Origin of the sequence: Streptomyces sp. NPDC041068, from assembly GCF_040647455.1 — a bacterium.
Classification (GTDB): domain Bacteria; phylum Actinomycetota; class Actinomycetes; order Streptomycetales; family Streptomycetaceae; genus Streptomyces.
Genome location: NZ_JBEZCG010000003.1, coordinates 51,008 through 68,366 on the forward strand (window position 1 = coordinate 51,008; position 17,359 = coordinate 68,366).

The window sequence follows — 17,359 nt, forward strand, 5'->3', positions numbered from 1 at the left end:
GGGTCATCGCTCCGGGGCGGGTTCGGGGTCCTGGGCGGTCGGAGGGGCGTCGGGCGGCGGTGTGTCGGGCGGCGGTGCGTCGGGGCCGACGGAGACCGAGTGCCGCGGCTCGCAGATCGGGCAGGGGGCAAGACCGCCCGTCGACAGGGCCGTGGCGTCCGCGGGGACCGCCTCCGGCTTGCCGGCGACCAGGGGGCAGTCCGCGCGGTGCCAGAGCGTTCCGCCGGGGACCATGAGGAGCTCGCCGCTGGTCGCCACCGGGGACCGGGGCCGCTCCGCGGACGCAGGGGGCTCGGTCGCGACCAGGAGGCCGTACAGCTCCTCGACGCGCGCCGCGGCCAGGGTGCTCCTGCCGTGGGTGAGCAGCACCGCGCCCGCGACGATCAGCGCGGCGCCCGGCACCGTGCAGGACGCGAGATAGGGCAGCTGCCGCTCGGCGAACCGCTCCCCGGAGATGCCGTACCAGCCGATCACGCAGAGCACCGCGCCGGCCGCGAGCGCCGCGAACGCGGCCCACAGCTCGGGGCGCACGGCACGCGGCCCGGCCGGTCGGGGCGCGCTGCCTGTCCGAGCTGTCCGATCCGCCCGCATCGAGGCCCCCTGGGACACGTCGTCGGTCATGTGGATCACGCCGGTCTGGTCAGTGATGTCAATGGGCTGTCCATGTCAGCCGATGGCTTGCACTATGCCTTCTGGAAGCTGACCCTGAAAGCACCGGGCCCTGATGGCCCGGACCGACACCCGGTGGTGAGCCAGATGGTTCTCGGGAGCAGCCCCAGGCGGGGGGCGATTCGCGGGCGGGGAAGGGCGCGGAGCGCGGCGCTGGCGGCCGCCGCGGTCCTGCTGATCGTTCCGGCCGCCGCGGCCTGTGGCGACGACAGCGGAGGCGGGGACGGAAGCAAGCCGCCCGAGCCCTCCATGGAGAAGACGACCGAATCCTCGAAGGAGCCACAGGACGGCGCGACCGCGCCCGCCGACCCGGCGGCCGCCAAGAAGGAGGTCGAGGAGAACTGGGAGAAGTTCTTCGACCCCGAGGTCTCGCTGAAGGAGAAGGAGACCGTCCTGGAGAACGGGGCGAAGATGCGCGCCGTACTGAAGAGCTTCAGCGGCGACGAGCGCGGCAAGCAGGTCGCGGCGGAGGTCGGCGAGGTCGAGTTCACCTCGGCCACCGAGGCGGCCGTGACCTACGCACTGACGCTGAAGGGCGCCACCGCGCTGCCCGACGCCTCCGGGACGGCCGTCGACCAGGACGACACCTGGAAGGTGTCCGTCAAGACCCTCTGCGCCCTGGTGAAGCTGAGCGGGAATGCGTCGCCCGGTCCGGGCTGTTGAGGCGCTGCTCGTCGTCGCGCTCCTGACGGCGAGCGCGGCCTGCGGGAGCCGGCTGCCCGAGAGCGACTTCGAGCGGCGCTCCGCGGCGCCCGCACCCGCCGGGGGAGCGCCGGTCAGGGTCGGCATCGTCACGAGCGCGACCAGCCCGGTCGGCGGCTCCGCCTTCACGGGGCCGCGCGACGGCGCCAAGGCCTACTTCGACCGGCTGAACGCGCGCGGCGGCATCGCGGGGCGCAAGGTCGAGGTGCGCACCTGCGACGACGGCGGCAGCGGCGTCGGCAACAACGACTGCGTGCACAAGCTGGTCGAGGAGCAGAAGGTCGTCGCGCTCGTGGCGACCTCCTCCCTGGACTACGCGGGCGCCTCCAGGGTCTCCGACGCGGGCGTGCCCGACATCGGGGGCCAGCCCATCGGGTCCGCGTACGAGACGTATCCGCATCTGTACGGGATCTACGGCAGCCTCGCCCCGCGCGAGGGGAAGCCGGGGTGGGGCGGCAAGCTGTACGGCGGGACGGAGGTGTACCGCTACTTCAAGCGGGAGCAGGGCGCTCGGACCGCCGCCGTCGTCTCCTACAACCAGGCCGCCTCCGCCGCGTACGCCCGCCTGGTCACCCGGGGTCTGAAGGCCGAGGGGTACGAGGTCGTCACCGAGCAGGTCGACTTCGCGCTGCCCAACTTCCGCGCGGCCGCTGCCGATCTGAAGGAGCAGGACGTCGACCTCGTCTTCGACGCGATGGACACGCACGGCAACGCCCAGCTGTGCGAGGCGATGGACGACGTCGGCGCGGAGGTCACCGCCAAGGTCACCAACGTGCAGAACTGGACCTCCTCCGTGGGCGACGACTACAAGGACGCGCCGCGCTGCCGCAACGCCCTGTGGGCCACCGGGGCGAGCCGGAACTACGAGGACACCGACCACCCGGCCGTACGGGAGTTCCGCGCCGCCATGAAGGGGCACAAGGACCTCTCCCAGTGGCAGTTGGAGGGCTGGGCCGCCGCCATGTGGTTCACCGACGCGGCGAAGTCCTGCACAAGTGGAGGCGGTGACGTCACGCGCGCGTGCGTGGACCGCTTCATGAACCGCGGCGAGCCGTACTCCGCGCGCGGGCTGCTTCTCCCGGCCGTCTTCGAGCACCGCAAGGAGCCGCCCACGACGCGCAGGACGTGTGTGTCGGTGGCACGCTGGCAGGACGGCAAGGGCTGGGTCACCCAGGGCGGGGACATGAACGACAACTGCTTCGACGTCCCCCAGCTCTCCTACCAGCCTTGATGCGTGGGGCCGCGGAAAGGTTCCCGCCTCCGGCTACCGATCATGCATCCGTTTGAGAACAGGATGATGATGAAACCCAACCCTTGGCCAGGAATCCCCGTCTAACCCATCGGTAGGCGGACGAGGGGGACTGTCCGCACGGAAGCGCGGAATACGGGGACGCATGCACATCTCTTTCCTGATTCACAACGCGTACGGAATCGGAGGGACGATCCGGACGACGTACAACCTGGCGAACACGCTGGCCCAGCAGCACGACGTCGAGGTCGTCTCCGTCTTCCGGCACCGTGACGAGCCGGTCTTCGCGCCCGACCAGCGCGTGCGGCTGAGCCACCTCGTCGACCTCCGCAAGGGCACCGTGGGCTACGAGGGCGAGGACCCCGAGCACCTGCGGCCCGCCCGTACATTCCCCAGCGCGGAAGGCCGCTACGACCAGTACAGCGCGCTCACCGACCGGCGCATCGCCGACCACCTCGCGTCCCTCGACGCGGACGTCGTCGTCGGCACCCGCCCCGGCCTCAACGTGCACATCGCCCGCCAGACCGCGCGCGGCCCCCTGCGCGTGGGCCAGGAACACCTCACGCTCGACAGCCACTCCAAGGAACTGCGCCGCCAGCTGCGCAGCGTCTACCCCCGCCTCGACGTCCTGACCACGACGACCGAGGCCGACGCCCGCGCCTACATGCGCAAGATGCGGCTGCCCGGCGTCCACGTGCAGGCCGTCCCGAACCCGGTACCCGCGCCCGGCATCGAGCCGGCCGACGGCTCCCACAAGTGGGTCGTGGCGGCCGGCAGACTCGCGCCCGTCAAGCGGTACGACCTGCTGATCAGGGCCTTCGACAAGGTGCGCCGCGAGCGCCCCGACTGGCGGCTGCGGATCTACGGCGGCGGCAAGCAGAAGGAGAAGCTGCGCGCGCTGATCGACGAGCTCGGCCTCTACAACCACGTCTTCCTCATGGGCCCCGCCCACCCCATCGAGCCCGAGTGGGCCAAGGGCTCCATCGCCGCCGTCACCTCCAGCCTGGAGTCCTTCGGCATGACGATCGTCGAGGCGATGCGCTGCGGGCTCCCGGTGGTCGCCACCGACTGCCCGCACGGGCCCGGCGAAATCATCGACAACGGTGTCGACGGGCGCCTCGTCGAGGTCGGCAACCCCGACGCCATCGCGGGCGGACTGCTCGAACTGATCAACAACGACTCGCTCCGGCAGCGGATGGCGGACGCGGCGCTCCAGGACTCCGAGCGCTTCGACCCGGAACGCATCGCCGAGCGCTACGACGCGATGTTCTCCGGGATGCTCGCCCGCGGGAGCTCGCTGGGGGGCCGGATGCGCGGCTCCCTGCACCGCACGCGCGGCGCGCTGCTCGGGGGCGCGTACGCCGTGCGGGATCTCGGCCGCGTACAGACGAAGGGATCGACCGCATGACGGCCTTGGCCACCTCGCAGGCGGCGTCGCACGCCGGGGACGACCAGGAGTCGGCCACGGCACCGCATGCCGACTGCATAGCCGACTCCGCCGGAGGCCTCACCTTCGACGTCACCGACCCGGGGGAGCCGGGCACCAGGGACGCGGCCTATCTGCTGCTGCGCCGCCGGGAGTCGGACGACGAGGTACGCCTGCCGCTCTCGCCGTCGGCGGACGGCAGGCTGCGGGCCGCGCTGCCCAGCAGCGTCCAGCTCGCCGAGGGCCGCTGGAATGCGTACGCGCAGGTCGCGGGCGGTGCGCCGCGCCGTCTGATGCCGGGTGTGAACGACCTGCGTTCGCTGGTCGACCGCGCGCCGAGCGGTAGCCGCGGCCATGTCGCGGTGCGCATTCCGTACGCGACGAAGCAGGGCAACCTCTCCGTGCGCAGCTGGCTGCGCGCGCCGCACGCCGAGGCCGGCGAGATCGAGCTCGCCGACGCGGCCATGACCGTCAACGGCCGGGTCTACGGCACCGCGCTCACCGAAGCCGCGTACGCCGAGGCCGTGCGGCGCGCCGAGCCCGACCTCGCGCACCGGGTCGAAGTCACCGCCGAGGGGCCGGAGTTCACCTTCGGGCTGCGGCACGGCCTGCTGGCCGACAGCGGTCCCGGGCCCTGGGACCTGTGGCTGCGCCCCGCGGGGGAGAGCGGGCCGCGGGTGCGCCTCGCCCGGCTCCTGGACGACGTCCCGGACAAGAAGACGATCTTCACCTACCCGGCGGTGCGCTTGGTGACGGCGGCGCACGGCGCGGTCGAGGCGGGCCCGTACTACACCAACGACAACGACCTGTCGGTCCGCATCCGCGAGGTGCGGGACGAGGAGGAGACGGGCGGACGGGAGAACGGCACCGAGGCCTGACACCCCTGACACCGAGGACCGTGGCTGTCCTGAAGCAAGGGCACAATCACGTCCATGTTGGAGACATCGGCACGACTGCTCCGCCTGCTCTCCCTGCTGCAGGCCCACCGCGAATGGTCCGGCGCGGACCTCGCCGACCGGCTCGGCGTCACCCCGCGCACGGTCCGGCGCGACGTGGACCGGCTGCGCGAGCTCGGCTACCCCGTCAACGCGAGCCCCGGCACCGGAGGCGGCTATCAGCTCGGCGCGGGGGCCGAGCTGCCGCCGCTGCTCCTGGACGACGACGAGGCGGTCGCGGTCGCCGTCGGCCTGCGCACCGCCGCGGGGCAGGGCATCGAGGGCATCGGCGAGACCTCCGTACGGGCCCTGACCAAGCTCGAACAGGTGCTGCCGAACAGGCTGCGCCGCCGCGTCGGTGCCCTGAACGCCTTCACGGTGCCGATGCTGCGCACCCCGCAGACCCAGGGAGTCGACCCGGCGGTCCTGACCGAACTCGCCCATCTGTGCAGGGACTCGGAGCGGCTGCGCTTCGACTACCGCGACTACCAGGGCAGTTCGACCCGCCGGATCGTCGAGCCGCACCGCCTGGTGTGCACCGAGCGCCGCTGGTACCTCGTGGCCTGGGACCTGGACCGCGAGGACTGGCGCACCTTCCGCGCGGACCGCATCGAGCCGAGGCCGCCGCACGGTCCGCGGTTCGCGCCGCGCACCCCGCCGGCCGACGACCTCGCCGCGTACGTCTCCAAGGGCGTCTCCACGCGCGCGTACGCCGCACAGGCCGTGGTCCGCCTCCTCGTGCCCCTGGAGGAGGCGGCCCAGCGCATCACGCCCTCCGACGGCACCCTGGAGGCCGAGTCCGAGGAGACCTGCCTGCTGCGCACGGGCGCGGCGAGCCTGGACGTGATGGTCTTCCATGTGATGTTCATGGGCTTCGAGTTCGAGGTCATCGAGCCCGCCGAGCTGTCCGAGCGGGTCAGGTCGGCGAGGGACCTCCTCAGCCGGGCCCTGGACCGGGGTGTTCCGTCTGCGGATCCTGCGGCACCCGGTTCGCGTCCCGCGCCGCGAACGCCGCGTACTCGGGATGGTGCAGGTCGAACGCCGGGGACTCGGAGCGGATCCGGGGCAGCGTGACGAAGTTGTGCCGGGGCGGCGGGCAGGAGGTCGCCCACTCCAGGGAGCGGCCGTAGCCCCAGGGGTCGTCGACGTCGACCTTCTCGCCGTACTTGGCGGTCCTCCAGATGTTGTAGAGGAACGGCAGCGTGGACATGCCGAGCAGGAACGCCCCGAGGGTCGAGATGGTGTTGAGGAGCGTGAAGCCGTCCGCCGCGAGGTAGTCGGCGTAGCGGCGCGGCATGCCCTCGGCGCCCAGCCAGTGCTGGACCAGGAACGTCATGTGGAAGCCCACGAAGAGCGTCCAGAACTGGAGCTTGCCGAGCCGCTCGTCGAGCATCTTGCCGGTCAGCTTCGGCCACCAGAAGTAGAAGCCGCCGAAGGTCGCGAAGACGACGGTGCCGAAGACGACGTAATGGAAGTGCGCGACGACGAAGTACGAGTCGGTGACGTGGAAGTCGAGCGGTGGCGAGGCCAGGATGACGCCGGTCAGGCCGCCGAAGAGGAAGCTCACCAGGAAGCCGACCGCCCACAGCATGGGTGTCTCGAAGGACAGCGAGCCCTTGAGCATCGTGCCCGTCCAGTTGAAGAACTTCACGCCCGTCGGGACCGCGATGAGGAAGGACACGAAGGAGAAGAAGGGCAGCAGGACCGCGCCGGTGGCGAACATGTGGTGCGCCCACACGACCACGGACAGACCGGTGATGGCCATCGTCGCGCCGACCAGCGGCATGTAGCCGAAGATCGGTTTGCGGCTGAAGACAGGGATGATCTCCGTGATGATGCCGAAGAACGGCAGCGCGATGATGTAGACCTCCGGGTGCCCGAAGAACCAGAACAGGTGCTGCCACAGCAGCGCGCCCCCGTTCTCCGAGGCGAAGACGAGCGAGTGGAAGCGCCGGTCCGCCTCCAGGACGAGCAGCGCGGCGGCGAGCACGGGGAACGCGATCAGGACCAGGATCGACGTGAACAGCACATTCCAGGTGAAGATGGGCATCCGGAACATCGTCATGCCGGGAGCGCGCATCCCGATGATGGTCGTCAGGAAGTTCACCGAGCCGAGGATCGTGCCGAAGCCGGAGAGTGCGAGCCCCATGATCCACAGGTCCGCGCCGATGCCCGGCGAACGCTCCAGGCTGTTGAGCGGCGCGTAGGCGAACCAGCCGAAGGCGGCGGGCCCGCCCGGTACCAGGAGCGAGCCGAGCACCATCAGGCCGCCGAAGAGGAACAGCCAGTACGAGAGCATGTTCAGGCGTGGGAAGGCCACGTCGGGGGAGCCGATCTGCAGCGGCATGATCTCGTTGGCGAACCCCGCGAACGTCGGCGTCGCGAAGAGCAGCAGCATGATCGTGCCGTGCATGGTGAAGGCCTGGTTGAACTGCTCGTTGGTCATCAGCTGCAGCCCCGGGCGGGCCAGTTCGGCCCGCATCATCAGGGCCATCAGGCCTGCGGCCAGGAAGAAGACGAACGACGTGATCAGGTAGAGATGGCCGATCTTCTTGTGGTCCGTGGTGGTCAGCCAGTCCACGACCACCCGTCCGGGCCCCCGCTCGCGCGCCGGCCGCTCGGTCGCCCGCACCGTCTCGGTCCCCATCGCTTGCCCCTTCGCCATCGCGTCCTGGGCCTGCCCGAAGCCTGCTCGAAGCTCACGCCATGATGCTCGCGTCGACTCGACTGCGACAGAGGGCGTACGCGGCTTCCGGACGTCCGGTGAGGGCGTGTCCACGCGGGTGTCCACGCCGGAATCATGAATTCCCTATGCGCCGTCACATCCCGCGCGGCGTCCGGTATTCGAAAAATGCGGAGGGCCTGTAAAGGACCCGCGATGTTATTCGGGACGGTCCTTCGAAGTGATCGGCAAGATGGCTTTCGAGTGGCGTGAAGACACCCTTGAATTACGTTGCCGCAAGTACGGAACCGCCCGTACGTGTGACGGAGTTCAACCGAAACGCACGTCGTGATCCTGTGACAAAAGCGTGACCGGAGAGGTACCGGTGACGCATGGTGCACGGCCCCGGCCTTCCCCGTCGGTGCCGCGCCGCCTAACGTGGCGGCCATGGCACCTATTCCCACTCCTCCGACAGAGCCCCAGGACAGCCCGGACCGTTATGTGGGCCTGTCGGCCGACGGCGCCGAGCGACAGGCGCGCGAGCACGGCTGGTCCACCGTCAGGTCGCTGGCGCCGGGCACGATCATCACCATGGAGTACCTCGCGGGGCGGCTGAACTTCGAGGTCGACAACGGCGTCGTGAAGCGCTGCTGGAAGGGCTGAGCGGCACCCCGCGACCCCCGCGACCCCTGCGACCCCCGCAACCTCCGCGACCCCTGCGGCCCCCGCGGCCGAACGACGAAGGCCCCGGCTCCTGTGCGGAACCGGGGCCTTCGCGACGCGGGGGATGGGCTGTGCGTACCGGCCCCCGCCGTGTTGGGGTCAGCCCCCCGCCACCGGGCGGGCCGACGTGGTGCCGCGCGGGACGCGGTCGGAGTGCGGCGGCCTGCGACTGCCCGCGGGAGTGACCGGGCTCCGCTCGGAGCGGGCCGTGTGCGGGCCCGGCGCGAGATAGGCCGGCCGTCCCGAACGGGCGGCGCCGACCGTCTCGCGGGCGGGCGCCGTGTCCTCAGTGGCGAGGCGCTGGGGCACCATCGCGGAGGCCGCGATGGGCGCGGGGGCCGTGTCGGGCGCGAGGACGACACCGGGGCGGCGGGCGCGCAAGGACTCGCGGAGGCCGAAGATCATGGCCTCGACCCGGGCGATCAGCGGCTCGAACCAGGGCAGCGCGAGCAGGATCAGCAGGCCCGCGGCCCAGCCGAGGAAGACGTCGCTCAACCAGTGCGTGCCGAGGTAGACGGTGGTGAGTCCGACGCTGAGGGAGACCACCGCGGACAGGGCCGACAGATAGCGGCGGGTGAGCGGGGTCGAGGCGAGGTAGGCCAGGATTCCCCAGGTCACGACGGCGTTGGCGGTGTGGCCGGAGGGGAATATATCGCCGCCGAGCCACATCTCGTTCGAGCCGATGGTGGTGGCGTAGTGCGGGCCGAGGCGGCCCATGCCGAGCTTGGCGGCGCCGACGGTGACGTTGAGCAGCAGGAGCGCGGCTCCGAACATCAGGAGCGGGCGCAGGGTGTGCTGCCGCCAGGAGCGCCAGCCGAGCCAGGCCGCGACCATGACGGCGGTGGGGCCGCGCTGGCCGAGGACGACCCAGTAGTCCAGGAAGGCGTGGATCTCGGGCCACTGCTGGTAGGGCCGGAAGAACATGACCTGCCAGTCGAACCGCACCAGCCACGAGGTGGTCAGCACGGCGACGACGATGGCGAGGTAGAAGGCCAGGGTCGCGCTGAAGAGCACGACTCTGTGCCGGCTCATCCTCGGCACATCGAGGTGGGCCGGTCGTTCCGGCTCACGGTCCAGCCGGGCGAAGACCCGGTCAAGACGGGTGAGGTTTCGTTCGGTACGCACCCAATCGACGTTACAGCGAGTGAGTGCGGCACTAGGCCGAATCAGTGGCTTTGTGATGACGATGTGATGTGGGATTGATCTCAGGTCGAAGTTTATTCCCCGGAAATCCTCCGGGAATCCTTATTTCCCGGATGCTCCCTTGCTCAATTCGTTGATCATTTCCGGTGCTGTTTTATGGCGCTTATGAATTCGTTCACCGGGGCCTGGCGTGGAATTTTCCGTACGGTCGCCGGGGGCCCAGAAATGATCATGACGTGATCACGGTGGGCCCGAGCCGTGCAGCCAGAACGCCCCGTACACCGCGCTCGCCACGGCCACACCCGCCAGGACCGGCGCCGACCTGGACGTACGCAGCCGGGCCAGCGCCACCGCGAGCGGCAGCAGGAGCGGGAAGGCGGGCAGCAGGAGCCGCGGCTTCGAGCCGAAGTAGCCGGCCGCGCACAGCGCGAGCGCGACGACGATCCCGCAGTAGACGAGCAGCGGCAGCGGCTGCTTCTGCCGTACGCCGATGACGTACAGCCATATGACCAGGGCGACGCCCACGATGAGGCCGATCCCGGCGAAGGCCCCGGGCGCGGAGGTGAACTTCTCCCCGACGAAGCGCGCGAAGGCGTAGCCGAAGTCGAAGCCGTTGCCCCAGCCCGCCTGTACGTCGAGGTAGCCGAAGAGGCCGCCGCCGGTGCGGTGGCCGACCCAGAGCACATAGCCCGCGGCCCCGAGCGGGGCCAGGACCACACCGAGGAGCATGCGCCAGTCGGCCCGTCGCTCCCGGTGGACCTGCACGGCCGCCGCCACCCAGATCGCGGCGACCACCGCCGCGCCGACCGGCCGCGTCAGACCCGCGAAGGAGGCGAGCACGCCCGCCCACACCCAGCGCTCCCTCAGCACCGCGTACAGCGACCAGGCCGCCAGCGCCGTGAACAGCGACTCGCTGTACGCCATCGACTGCACGATGCCGACGGGCAGCACCGCCCACAGCGCGGCCGCGCAGATCCCGGCCCGGCGCCCGTACGAACGGTCGGCGACCGCGAAGATCCCCGCGGCGGCGAAGAGCGAGGCGACCCAGCTGACCACGAGCCCCGCGTCGGCGTACGACAGAGGGCTCAGCGCCGAGACGAGCCGCTCCAGCCAGGGCAGCAGCGGGAAGAACGCGAGGTTCGAGTGGACGCTGCCGTCCGGGAGTGTCACCTCCCAGCCGTAGCCGTGCTCGGCGACGCGGGTGTACCAGAGCGAGTCCCAGCGGGCGGTGAGCAGCGTGTGCGGACTCTTGCCCGCCACCGCGCCCCACACCGCGAGCACGGCGAGTCCCAGCGCACGCACCCCGGCGTACACGAGGAGCGCGGGCGCCGCGCGGCGCAGCGCGCGGTCCGCACGGCCCGGCGGGAGGTTTTGATCAAGATCGGTCACGGGCTCGATTATCGGCCGTCGGGGGAACTGGAAGCCCGCCAGGGGCGTGGACGAAAGGTGGGGGGCGTGGCGTACGCCACACCGCATCCGTGCAACCGTGAGAGGTCCGCCACGCGCCCCAGGCGTGAACTCGCGTACTCTGACGGCTCACTCGCCTTGTCTGCGCCGCCGGAGCAGGGAGTTCTATCCCGCAGGCCGCCGATGCGAGGGATCACTGGGAGGTACGCACATGTCCGGGACGACCACGGCCGCAGCACCGCAGGGCCGTCGGGGATCCGGGGCCGGTGCCGGGGCCAACCGCTGGGTCGTGCTCGTCGTCCTCTGCGTCAGCCTGCTGCTCGTCGCCGTGGACGCCACCGTGCTGCACGTCGCGGTGCCCGCGGTCACCGAGGACCTGAGGCCGGGCGCGATCGAGCTGCTGTGGATCGTCGACATCTATCCGCTGGTCTGCGCCTCGCTCCTCATCCTCTTCGGCACGCTCGGCGACCGCGTCGGGCGCAGACGCGTGCTCCTCCTCGGATACGCCCTCTTCGGCGTCGCCTCGGCGGTCGCGGCCCTCGCGGACAACGCGCAGGTCCTGATCGCGGCGCGGGCGCTGCTCGGCGTCGGCGGCGCGATGATCATGCCCGCGACACTCTCGATCCTGCGCCAGGTCTTCCCCGACCGGCGCGAGCGGGCCGTCGCCATCGGCATCTGGAGCGCCGTGGCCGCCGTGGGCGCGGCGGTCGGACCGCTGCTCGGCGGGTTCCTCCTGGAGCACTTCTGGTGGGGCTCGGTCTTCCTCATAAACATCCCGCTGATGCTGGTCAGCCTCCCCATCGGACGCTGGCTGCTGCCCGAGTCCACCGGGGACCGCGACGGGCCCTGGGACGTGGTCGGCGCGCTGATGGCCGCGGCCGGACTCTTCGGCGTCGTGCTCGGCGTGAAGCGGCTCGGCGGCGGTGAGTCGCCGCTCGGCGCCACCACCCTGGTCTCCCTCGCCGTGGGCATCGTCCTGCTCGCCGGCTTCGTCCGCAGACAGCGCAGGCGCAAGCACCCGCTGGTCGACCTCTCGATGTTCGCGCGGCCCGCCTTCAGCACGTCGGTCGGCTGCATCGTCCTCGCCATGCTCGCCCTGGTGGGCCTGGAACTGATCGCCGCGCAGTACCTGCAGCTCGTGCTCGGCCTGTCCCCGCTGGAGACGGGGCTGCGCCTGCTGCCCCTCACCATCGCCGCGATGGCCGCGGGCCTCGCCGGGTCGAAGCTCCTGAGCCGCTTCGGCCCGCGCACGATGGTCTGCGCAGGCTTCTGCCTCACCGCCTTCGCCGTGGTGCTCCTCACCGGCATGGGCGGCCACGCCAACGACGTGCTGCTCCTCACCGGCTTCGTCCTGCTCGGCTTCGGCCTGGAGACCACGCTCTTCGGCGCGTACGAGTCGATGCTGAGCGAGGCACCGCCGTCGCAGGCGGGCGGGGCGGCCGCGATCGGCGAGACCTCCTACCAGCTGGGCGCGGGCATCGGCATCGCCCTGCTCGGCAGCGTCATGAACGCGGCGTACGCGCCGGGGCTCTCCTCCGTCCACGGCGTGCCGGCGGCGGACAGCGCCGCGGCGAGCCACTCGCTCGGCGAGGCCTACGGGGTCGCCTCGCGGCTCGGCGGCGACGCGGGCGACGCCCTGCGGGCCGCGGCGCAGAACGCCTTCGTGCACGGCCTGCACGTGACCCTGCTGGTCAGCGCGGGGCTGCTGCTCATCGGGGCCCTCGCGGCGCTGAAGCTGCCGCGGGCCATGGAGTGCGGGGCGCCTGCGGCGCGGCTCGAGCAGGGAGTGCCGGCACCCCGTGACCCTGCCGGGGTCGGCGCCGAGTCTCTTCGCTGAGGTGAGTCCGGCCTGCGGCCGGCGCTTTCCCCACCCACCCGCCCTTTCGGGGCGGGTGCGCGGCCGGGTTTCAGGGCGGTGCGCGGTCCGGTGCAGGGGGTGGCCGGGGAGCGGGGCGGGCGGCAAGGAGACTCTGGACGTGCGGGACACTGCGTCGTAACGTCAGCGCGAGCCGTAGCTAACTACCACTGCTAGTTTTGTGCCGCCGGAGGCCCGCATGTCCGCAAGCGTCCGCACCCCTCTGCCGCCGTTCGACCCCACCGACCCCCTCGGCATCGACGACCTCCTCGACCCCGAGGACCTCGCGATCCGCGACACCGTGCGCACCTGGGCCACGGACCGCGTCCTGCCGCACATCGCCGACTGGTACGAGAAGGGCGAGCTGCCCGGCATCCGTGAGCTGGCCCGCGAGCTCGGCTCCCTCGGGGCGCTCGGCATGTCCCTGGAGGGCTACGGCTGCGCGGGCGCGAGCGCCGTGCAGTACGGGCTCGCCTGCCTGGAGCTGGAGGCCGCGGACTCCGGGATCAGGTCCCTGGTCTCGGTGCAGGGCTCCCTCGCGATGTACGCGATCTGGAAGTTCGGCTCCGAGGAGCAGAAGCAGCGGTGGCTGCCGGGCATGGCCGCAGGCTCGATCATCGGGTGCTTCGGCCTGACCGAGCCCGACCACGGCTCCGACCCGGCGTCCATGCGGACCCACGCCAAGAAGGACGGCACCGACTGGGTGCTCAGCGGGCGGAAGATGTGGATCACGAACGGGTCGGTGGCCGGCGTCGCCGTCGTCTGGGCGCAGACCGACGAAGGGATCCGCGGCTTCGTCGTCCCCACCGACACCCCTGGGTTCTCGGCACCCGAGATCAAGCACAAGTGGTCGCTGCGCGCGAGCGTCACCAGTGAGCTGGTGATGGACGAGGTGCGGCTGCCCGCGGACGCCGTGCTCCCCGAGGTCGTCGGCCTCAAGGGCCCGCTCAGCTGTCTCTCCCACGCCCGCTACGGCATCGTCTGGGGCGCCATGGGCGCGGCCCGCTCCTCCTTCGAGGCGGCCGTGGAGTACGCGAAGACCCGCGAGCAGTTCGGCCGGCCCATCGGCGGCTTCCAGCTCACCCAGGCCAAGCTCGCCGACATGGCGGTCGAGCTGCACAAGGGCATCCTGCTCGCCCACCACCTCGGGCGGCGCCTGGACGCGGGCAGGCTCCGTCCCGAGCAGGTCAGTTTCGGCAAGCTCAACAACGTACGAGAAGCGATCGAGATCTGCCGCACGTCCAGGACGATCCTGGGCGCCAACGGGATCTCGCTCGAATACCCCGTCATGCGGCACGCGACGAACCTCGAGTCGGTGCTCACGTACGAGGGCACCGTCGAGATGCATCAGCTGGTACTGGGCAAGGCGCTCACCGGTCTCGACGCCTTCCGGTGACCGGTCCGGTCACGGGCCCGGCTCCGGTGAGCGGCCCTGCCCCTAGCTCTGGTTGAAGAAGCCGTCCGAGGGACGGCTCGCGGCCTCGCCGCTGACGATCTGCGTGTCGGCGGGGGTCAGCAGGAAGACCCGCGTCGCCACGCGCTCGATCGAACCGCGCAGACCGAAGGTGAGGCCGGCCGCGAAGTCGACCACGCGCTTGGCGTCGGTGGGCTCCATGGACGTGAGGTTCATGATGACCGGGACGCCGTCCCGGAAGAGCTCGCCGATGCCGCGCGCGTCCCGGAAGCTGTCCGGGGTCACGGTCCCGATCCGGTGTCCCTGCTCCTCGGCCGTCTCGCTCGCCACCCGCACCCGCGGGTCGGTGACCCAGGCCTCGGGCTGGTCGGGCCCCTCAGTCCGGTCGTCTTCGTAGCCGTCGTCGTAGTAACGCTCGTCGTTGTTGTCGTCGACGAGGCCAAGCCAGGCACTCGCCTTGCGCACCGATCCCATGGACGCCTCCTCTCACAGCGGTTTCCCTGCGTTCCGCATCCCTATGGTCGTCCATGATGCGGATGGTGCGCCAAGTGGATAGTCGCCGCGCGGGGTTTTCGTGACGGTACTGGTGCAGAGTCAACACGCCGACGCACGTGGCGCTCCAAGGGTATTGCCGTGTACGGCTGCTGACGGAGAGTGAAATATGATTCTTCACGGCGTACGGGTGACGGTCGGTGCGTCCGGGTGAACGGGACCCTCGCTACGATGCCGGAGTTGATCGACATCGGGCTTCTCGGGGGAGTCGTCTTGTTCGGAATCGTGAGGCCCTGCAGCCACCGTCTCGGCGAAGGACTCAAGACGCAGTGGATGGCGCACCTGTGCGGGCTCTGCCTCGCACTGCGCGGTGACCACGGGCAGTTCGCCCGCGTCGTCACCAACTACGACGGGCTCATCATCTCGGTTCTGACGGAGGCTCAGGCCGAGCGGTCGACCGGCTGGCGGCGCACCGCGGGGCCCTGTCCGCTGCGCGGGATGCGGACGGCCTCCGTCGCGCAGGGCGAGGGGGCGCGGCTCGCCGCCGCCGTCTCGCTGGTGCTGGCGTCGGCCAAGGTCCGTGACCATGTCGTGGACGGGGACGGGCTGCTCGCCCGCAGGCCGGTGGCTGCCGCCGCCCGGCGCGTGGCCAGGAACTGGGACAAGGCGGGGGCGCGGACCGGCGCCGATGTGGGATTCGACACGGCGGTCCTCCTCGACGCCGTCGAACGGCAGGCCGGCGTCGAGGCCTTGGCGGGTCCTGGCACCTCGCTGCTCGCGGTCACCGAGCCGACCGAGACCGCGACCGCCGCGGCCTTCGCGCACACCGCCGTGCTCGCGGGGCGGCCCGGCAACGCGGAGCCGCTCGCCGAGGCGGGACGGCTCTTCGGTCGCCTCGCGCACCTGCTCGACGCCGTGGAGGACAAGGAAGCTGACGCCGCGTCGGGTGCGTGGAACCCGCTCGCCGCGACCGGCACGTCCCTGGCCGAGGCGCGCCGCCTGGCCGACGACGCGCTGCACGGCATCCGGCTCGCGCTGCGTGACGCCGATTTCACCGACGGCAAACTCGCGCACATGCTCCTCGCGCACGAGCTGCGCCGGTCGGTCGACCGGGCCTTCGGCACCGACGCGTGCGGGCACGGCCATGAGGTGACGGCCCATCAGGGCGGGTCCTTCGGGCCGCCGCAGCAGGGCGGTGGGTACGGGGCTCCGCAGCAGGGCGGGCCGTACGGACCCCCCTCCAGTGGTCCGTACGGCCCGCAGAATCCGTACGGAGGTGGCAATCCGTACGGAGGCGGTGGGCCCGGTGGGCCGGGCGGTCCCCAGGGGCCCGGCGGTCCGGGTGGCCCCGGTGGCTTCGGCGGTGGGCCCGCCTTCGAGCCGCAGCCGCCGAAGCCGGGCAAGCGCGGCTTCTGGGCGGGGTGTGCCGTCGCCATCGGGCTGTGCTGCACCTGCAAGGTGTGCTGCGCCGACCACTACGAGGGCCCCTGGTCCCGCAAGAAGCGCGAGGGCTGCTGCAACAACTGCGACTGCGACTGCGGCTGCTGCGGCATCTGCGAGTGCTGCTCCTGCTGCGACTGCGGGCTGTAGCCGCAGGGACGGTGTGGTCGCCGGGGGTCAGTCCTTGATCTCCGGCGGGGAGATCCGGGACTTCTCGATCGCCGAGCCCTGCGTGCCCCACTTCTCCAGGATGCGGTCGTACGTCCCGTCCTTGATCAGCTGATCGACCGCGGCCCGGAACGCGGGCGCCAGCTTCGTGCCCTTCTTGAAGGCGAAGCCGACGTCGAGCCGGTGGTACTCGCCGAGGAACTTCAGGCCCTCCTGCTGCTTCACCGCGTACCGCAGGCCGTTGATGGTGGACATCACCACGTCGGCGCGGCCCTGCTGCAGCGCGGCCCAGATCGCGCTCTGCTCGGCGTACGTCTTCACGCTGTACGGCTTCTTGCCGGCGTCCTCGCAGACGTGCTTGTTGTCCTCAAGGGTGACCTCGAACGTGGTGCCCGCGCCGGTCGCCACGTTCAGGCCGCACAGCTGCTCGAAGTCGGTGACCTTCTTCAGCTTGCTGTCCTTGCGGACGGCGAAGCCCTGGCCGTCGTTGATGTACGTGACGAAGTCGATGGTCTTGCGGCGTTCGTCGGTGACACCGAAGTTGCCGGTGCCCAGGTCGTACTTGCCGCTGCCGAGGGCGGGCAGGATCGCCTCGAAGCTCGCGGCCTCCCGCTTCAGCTTCAGGCCGAGGACCTTGGCGACCGCGTCCGCGAAGTCGATGTCCTGGCCGACGATCGTCCTGCCGTCCTCCAGGTAGAGCGCGCCCGGCGGGGTGCCGCCGACGGAGGAGGCGAGGGCGAGCGTGCCCCGCTCGCGTACGTCCGCGGGCAGCAGGTCCGCCGCGGCCTCGTTCTTCTTGACGGAGGACACCACGTCCGTGGTCGGGATCTTCGCGCTCTTGCCGGCCGGGGCCGCGCCCGACGCGGTCTGTGCGGAGTCGTCGGAGCCGCAGCCGGTCAGCGCGAGGGTGGCGGCGGTGATCAGGGCGAAGGCCGCCGGGATGCGGCGGGAATGCGGGGGCGTGCTCATGGCGTGACGTTCTCCAGCTCGGCAGGGCAGGGCGAAGCGGACGTACGAGGGGAGGGGTGTCGCCGCTCGGGACGCAAGAGACACAAGAGACGCAAGAGATGCAAG

At 71.1% G+C, this 17,359-nt stretch carries 14 protein-coding genes and 1 pseudogene; 9 read left to right on the forward strand and 6 right to left on the reverse strand.

The annotated features are described in order from the left end of the window. Nucleotides 1-3: 3 nt before the first annotated feature. A complete protein-coding gene (locus AB0B50_RS07295) occupies nucleotides 4-591 on the reverse strand; it encodes a hypothetical protein (RefSeq protein WP_362328206.1) in 588 nt (195 codons plus the stop codon). 165 nt (nucleotides 592-756) lie between these two features. On the opposite strand from AB0B50_RS07295, the gene AB0B50_RS07300 reads away from it, so the two are divergent. The 5 genes from AB0B50_RS07300 (at nucleotide 757) to AB0B50_RS07320 (ending at nucleotide 6,055) form a co-directional block, all read left to right on the forward strand. Continuing rightward, nucleotides 757-1,332 carry a hypothetical protein gene (locus tag AB0B50_RS07300; RefSeq protein WP_362327029.1) on the forward strand — a complete coding sequence of 192 codons (576 nt, stop codon included), beginning with the start codon at nucleotides 757-759 and terminating at the stop codon, nucleotides 1,330-1,332. Next, nucleotides 1,307-2,602 (forward strand): ABC transporter substrate-binding protein, encoded by a 1,296-nt coding sequence (locus AB0B50_RS07305; RefSeq protein ID WP_362327032.1) that lies wholly within the window; start codon nucleotides 1,307-1,309, stop codon nucleotides 2,600-2,602. Before AB0B50_RS07300 ends, AB0B50_RS07305 begins: the two co-directional genes overlap by 26 nt. Before the next feature lie 163 nt (nucleotides 2,603-2,765). After that, nucleotides 2,766-4,028 (forward strand): glycosyltransferase family 4 protein, encoded by a 1,263-nt coding sequence (locus AB0B50_RS07310; protein WP_362327035.1) that lies wholly within the window; start codon nucleotides 2,766-2,768, stop codon nucleotides 4,026-4,028. Beyond that, nucleotides 4,025-4,924: a hypothetical protein gene (locus AB0B50_RS07315; protein WP_362327038.1), complete on the forward strand. Its 900-nt coding sequence runs from the start codon at nucleotides 4,025-4,027 to the stop codon at nucleotides 4,922-4,924. Before AB0B50_RS07310 ends, AB0B50_RS07315 begins: the two co-directional genes overlap by 4 nt. A gap of 54 nt (nucleotides 4,925-4,978) precedes the next feature. Continuing rightward, nucleotides 4,979-6,055 carry a YafY family protein gene (locus AB0B50_RS07320; protein WP_362327041.1) on the forward strand — a complete coding sequence of 359 codons (1,077 nt, stop codon included), beginning with the start codon at nucleotides 4,979-4,981 and terminating at the stop codon, nucleotides 6,053-6,055. On the opposite strand, the pseudogene ctaD reads toward AB0B50_RS07320, so the two are convergent. After that, nucleotides 5,991-7,628: pseudogene (gene ctaD, locus AB0B50_RS07325) on the reverse strand (cytochrome c oxidase subunit I); the annotation flags it as partial. The gene AB0B50_RS07320 and the pseudogene ctaD overlap by 65 nt on opposite strands. 462 nt (nucleotides 7,629-8,090) lie before the next feature. Between ctaD and AB0B50_RS07330 the strand changes: the two are divergent. Then, nucleotides 8,091-8,306, forward strand: a complete 216-nt coding sequence (locus tag AB0B50_RS07330) for an I78 family peptidase inhibitor (protein ID WP_362327044.1) — start codon at nucleotides 8,091-8,093, stop codon at nucleotides 8,304-8,306. A gap of 159 nt (nucleotides 8,307-8,465) precedes the next feature. Here AB0B50_RS07330 and AB0B50_RS07335 read toward each other — a convergent pair whose 3' ends face one another. Both AB0B50_RS07335 and AB0B50_RS07340 read right to left on the reverse strand, forming a co-directional pair. Beyond that, nucleotides 8,466-9,491: a phosphatase PAP2 family protein gene (locus AB0B50_RS07335; RefSeq protein ID WP_362327047.1), complete on the reverse strand. Its 1,026-nt coding sequence runs from the start codon at nucleotides 9,489-9,491 to the stop codon at nucleotides 8,466-8,468. Nucleotides 9,492-9,749: 258 nt separating this feature from the next. Then, nucleotides 9,750-10,898, reverse strand: coding sequence for a glycosyltransferase family 39 protein (locus AB0B50_RS07340; protein ID WP_362327050.1), 1,149 nt, complete (start codon nucleotides 10,896-10,898; stop codon nucleotides 9,750-9,752). 229 nt (nucleotides 10,899-11,127) lie between these two features. Here AB0B50_RS07340 and AB0B50_RS07345 point away from each other — a divergent pair, with 229 nt between their 5' ends. Further along, nucleotides 11,128-12,753, forward strand: a complete 1,626-nt coding sequence (locus AB0B50_RS07345; protein ID WP_362327053.1) for an MFS transporter — start codon at nucleotides 11,128-11,130, stop codon at nucleotides 12,751-12,753. A gap of 217 nt (nucleotides 12,754-12,970) precedes the next feature. Then, entirely contained in the window at nucleotides 12,971-14,167 is a 1,197-nt protein-coding gene (locus tag AB0B50_RS07350) for an acyl-CoA dehydrogenase family protein (RefSeq protein ID WP_362327056.1), read from the forward strand. A gap of 42 nt (nucleotides 14,168-14,209) precedes the next feature. Here the strand turns inward: AB0B50_RS07350 and AB0B50_RS07355 are convergent, their stop codons facing one another. Further along, nucleotides 14,210-14,659 carry a cell division protein SepF gene (locus AB0B50_RS07355; RefSeq protein ID WP_362327059.1) on the reverse strand — a complete coding sequence of 150 codons (450 nt, stop codon included), beginning with the start codon at nucleotides 14,657-14,659 and terminating at the stop codon, nucleotides 14,210-14,212. Between the two features lie 291 nt (nucleotides 14,660-14,950). Here AB0B50_RS07355 and AB0B50_RS07360 point away from each other — a divergent pair, with 291 nt between their 5' ends. Beyond that, entirely contained in the window at nucleotides 14,951-16,267 is a 1,317-nt protein-coding gene (locus tag AB0B50_RS07360) for a DUF5685 family protein (RefSeq protein WP_362327062.1), read from the forward strand. A 27-nt stretch (nucleotides 16,268-16,294) separates the two neighbouring features. On the opposite strand, the gene AB0B50_RS07365 is transcribed toward AB0B50_RS07360, so the two are convergent. Further along, the gene (locus tag AB0B50_RS07365) at nucleotides 16,295-17,254 is read right to left on the reverse strand and encodes an ABC transporter substrate-binding protein (protein WP_362327065.1); all 960 of its coding nucleotides are present in this window, start codon (nucleotides 17,252-17,254) and stop codon (nucleotides 16,295-16,297) included. Between the last annotated feature and the right edge of the window lie 105 nt (nucleotides 17,255-17,359).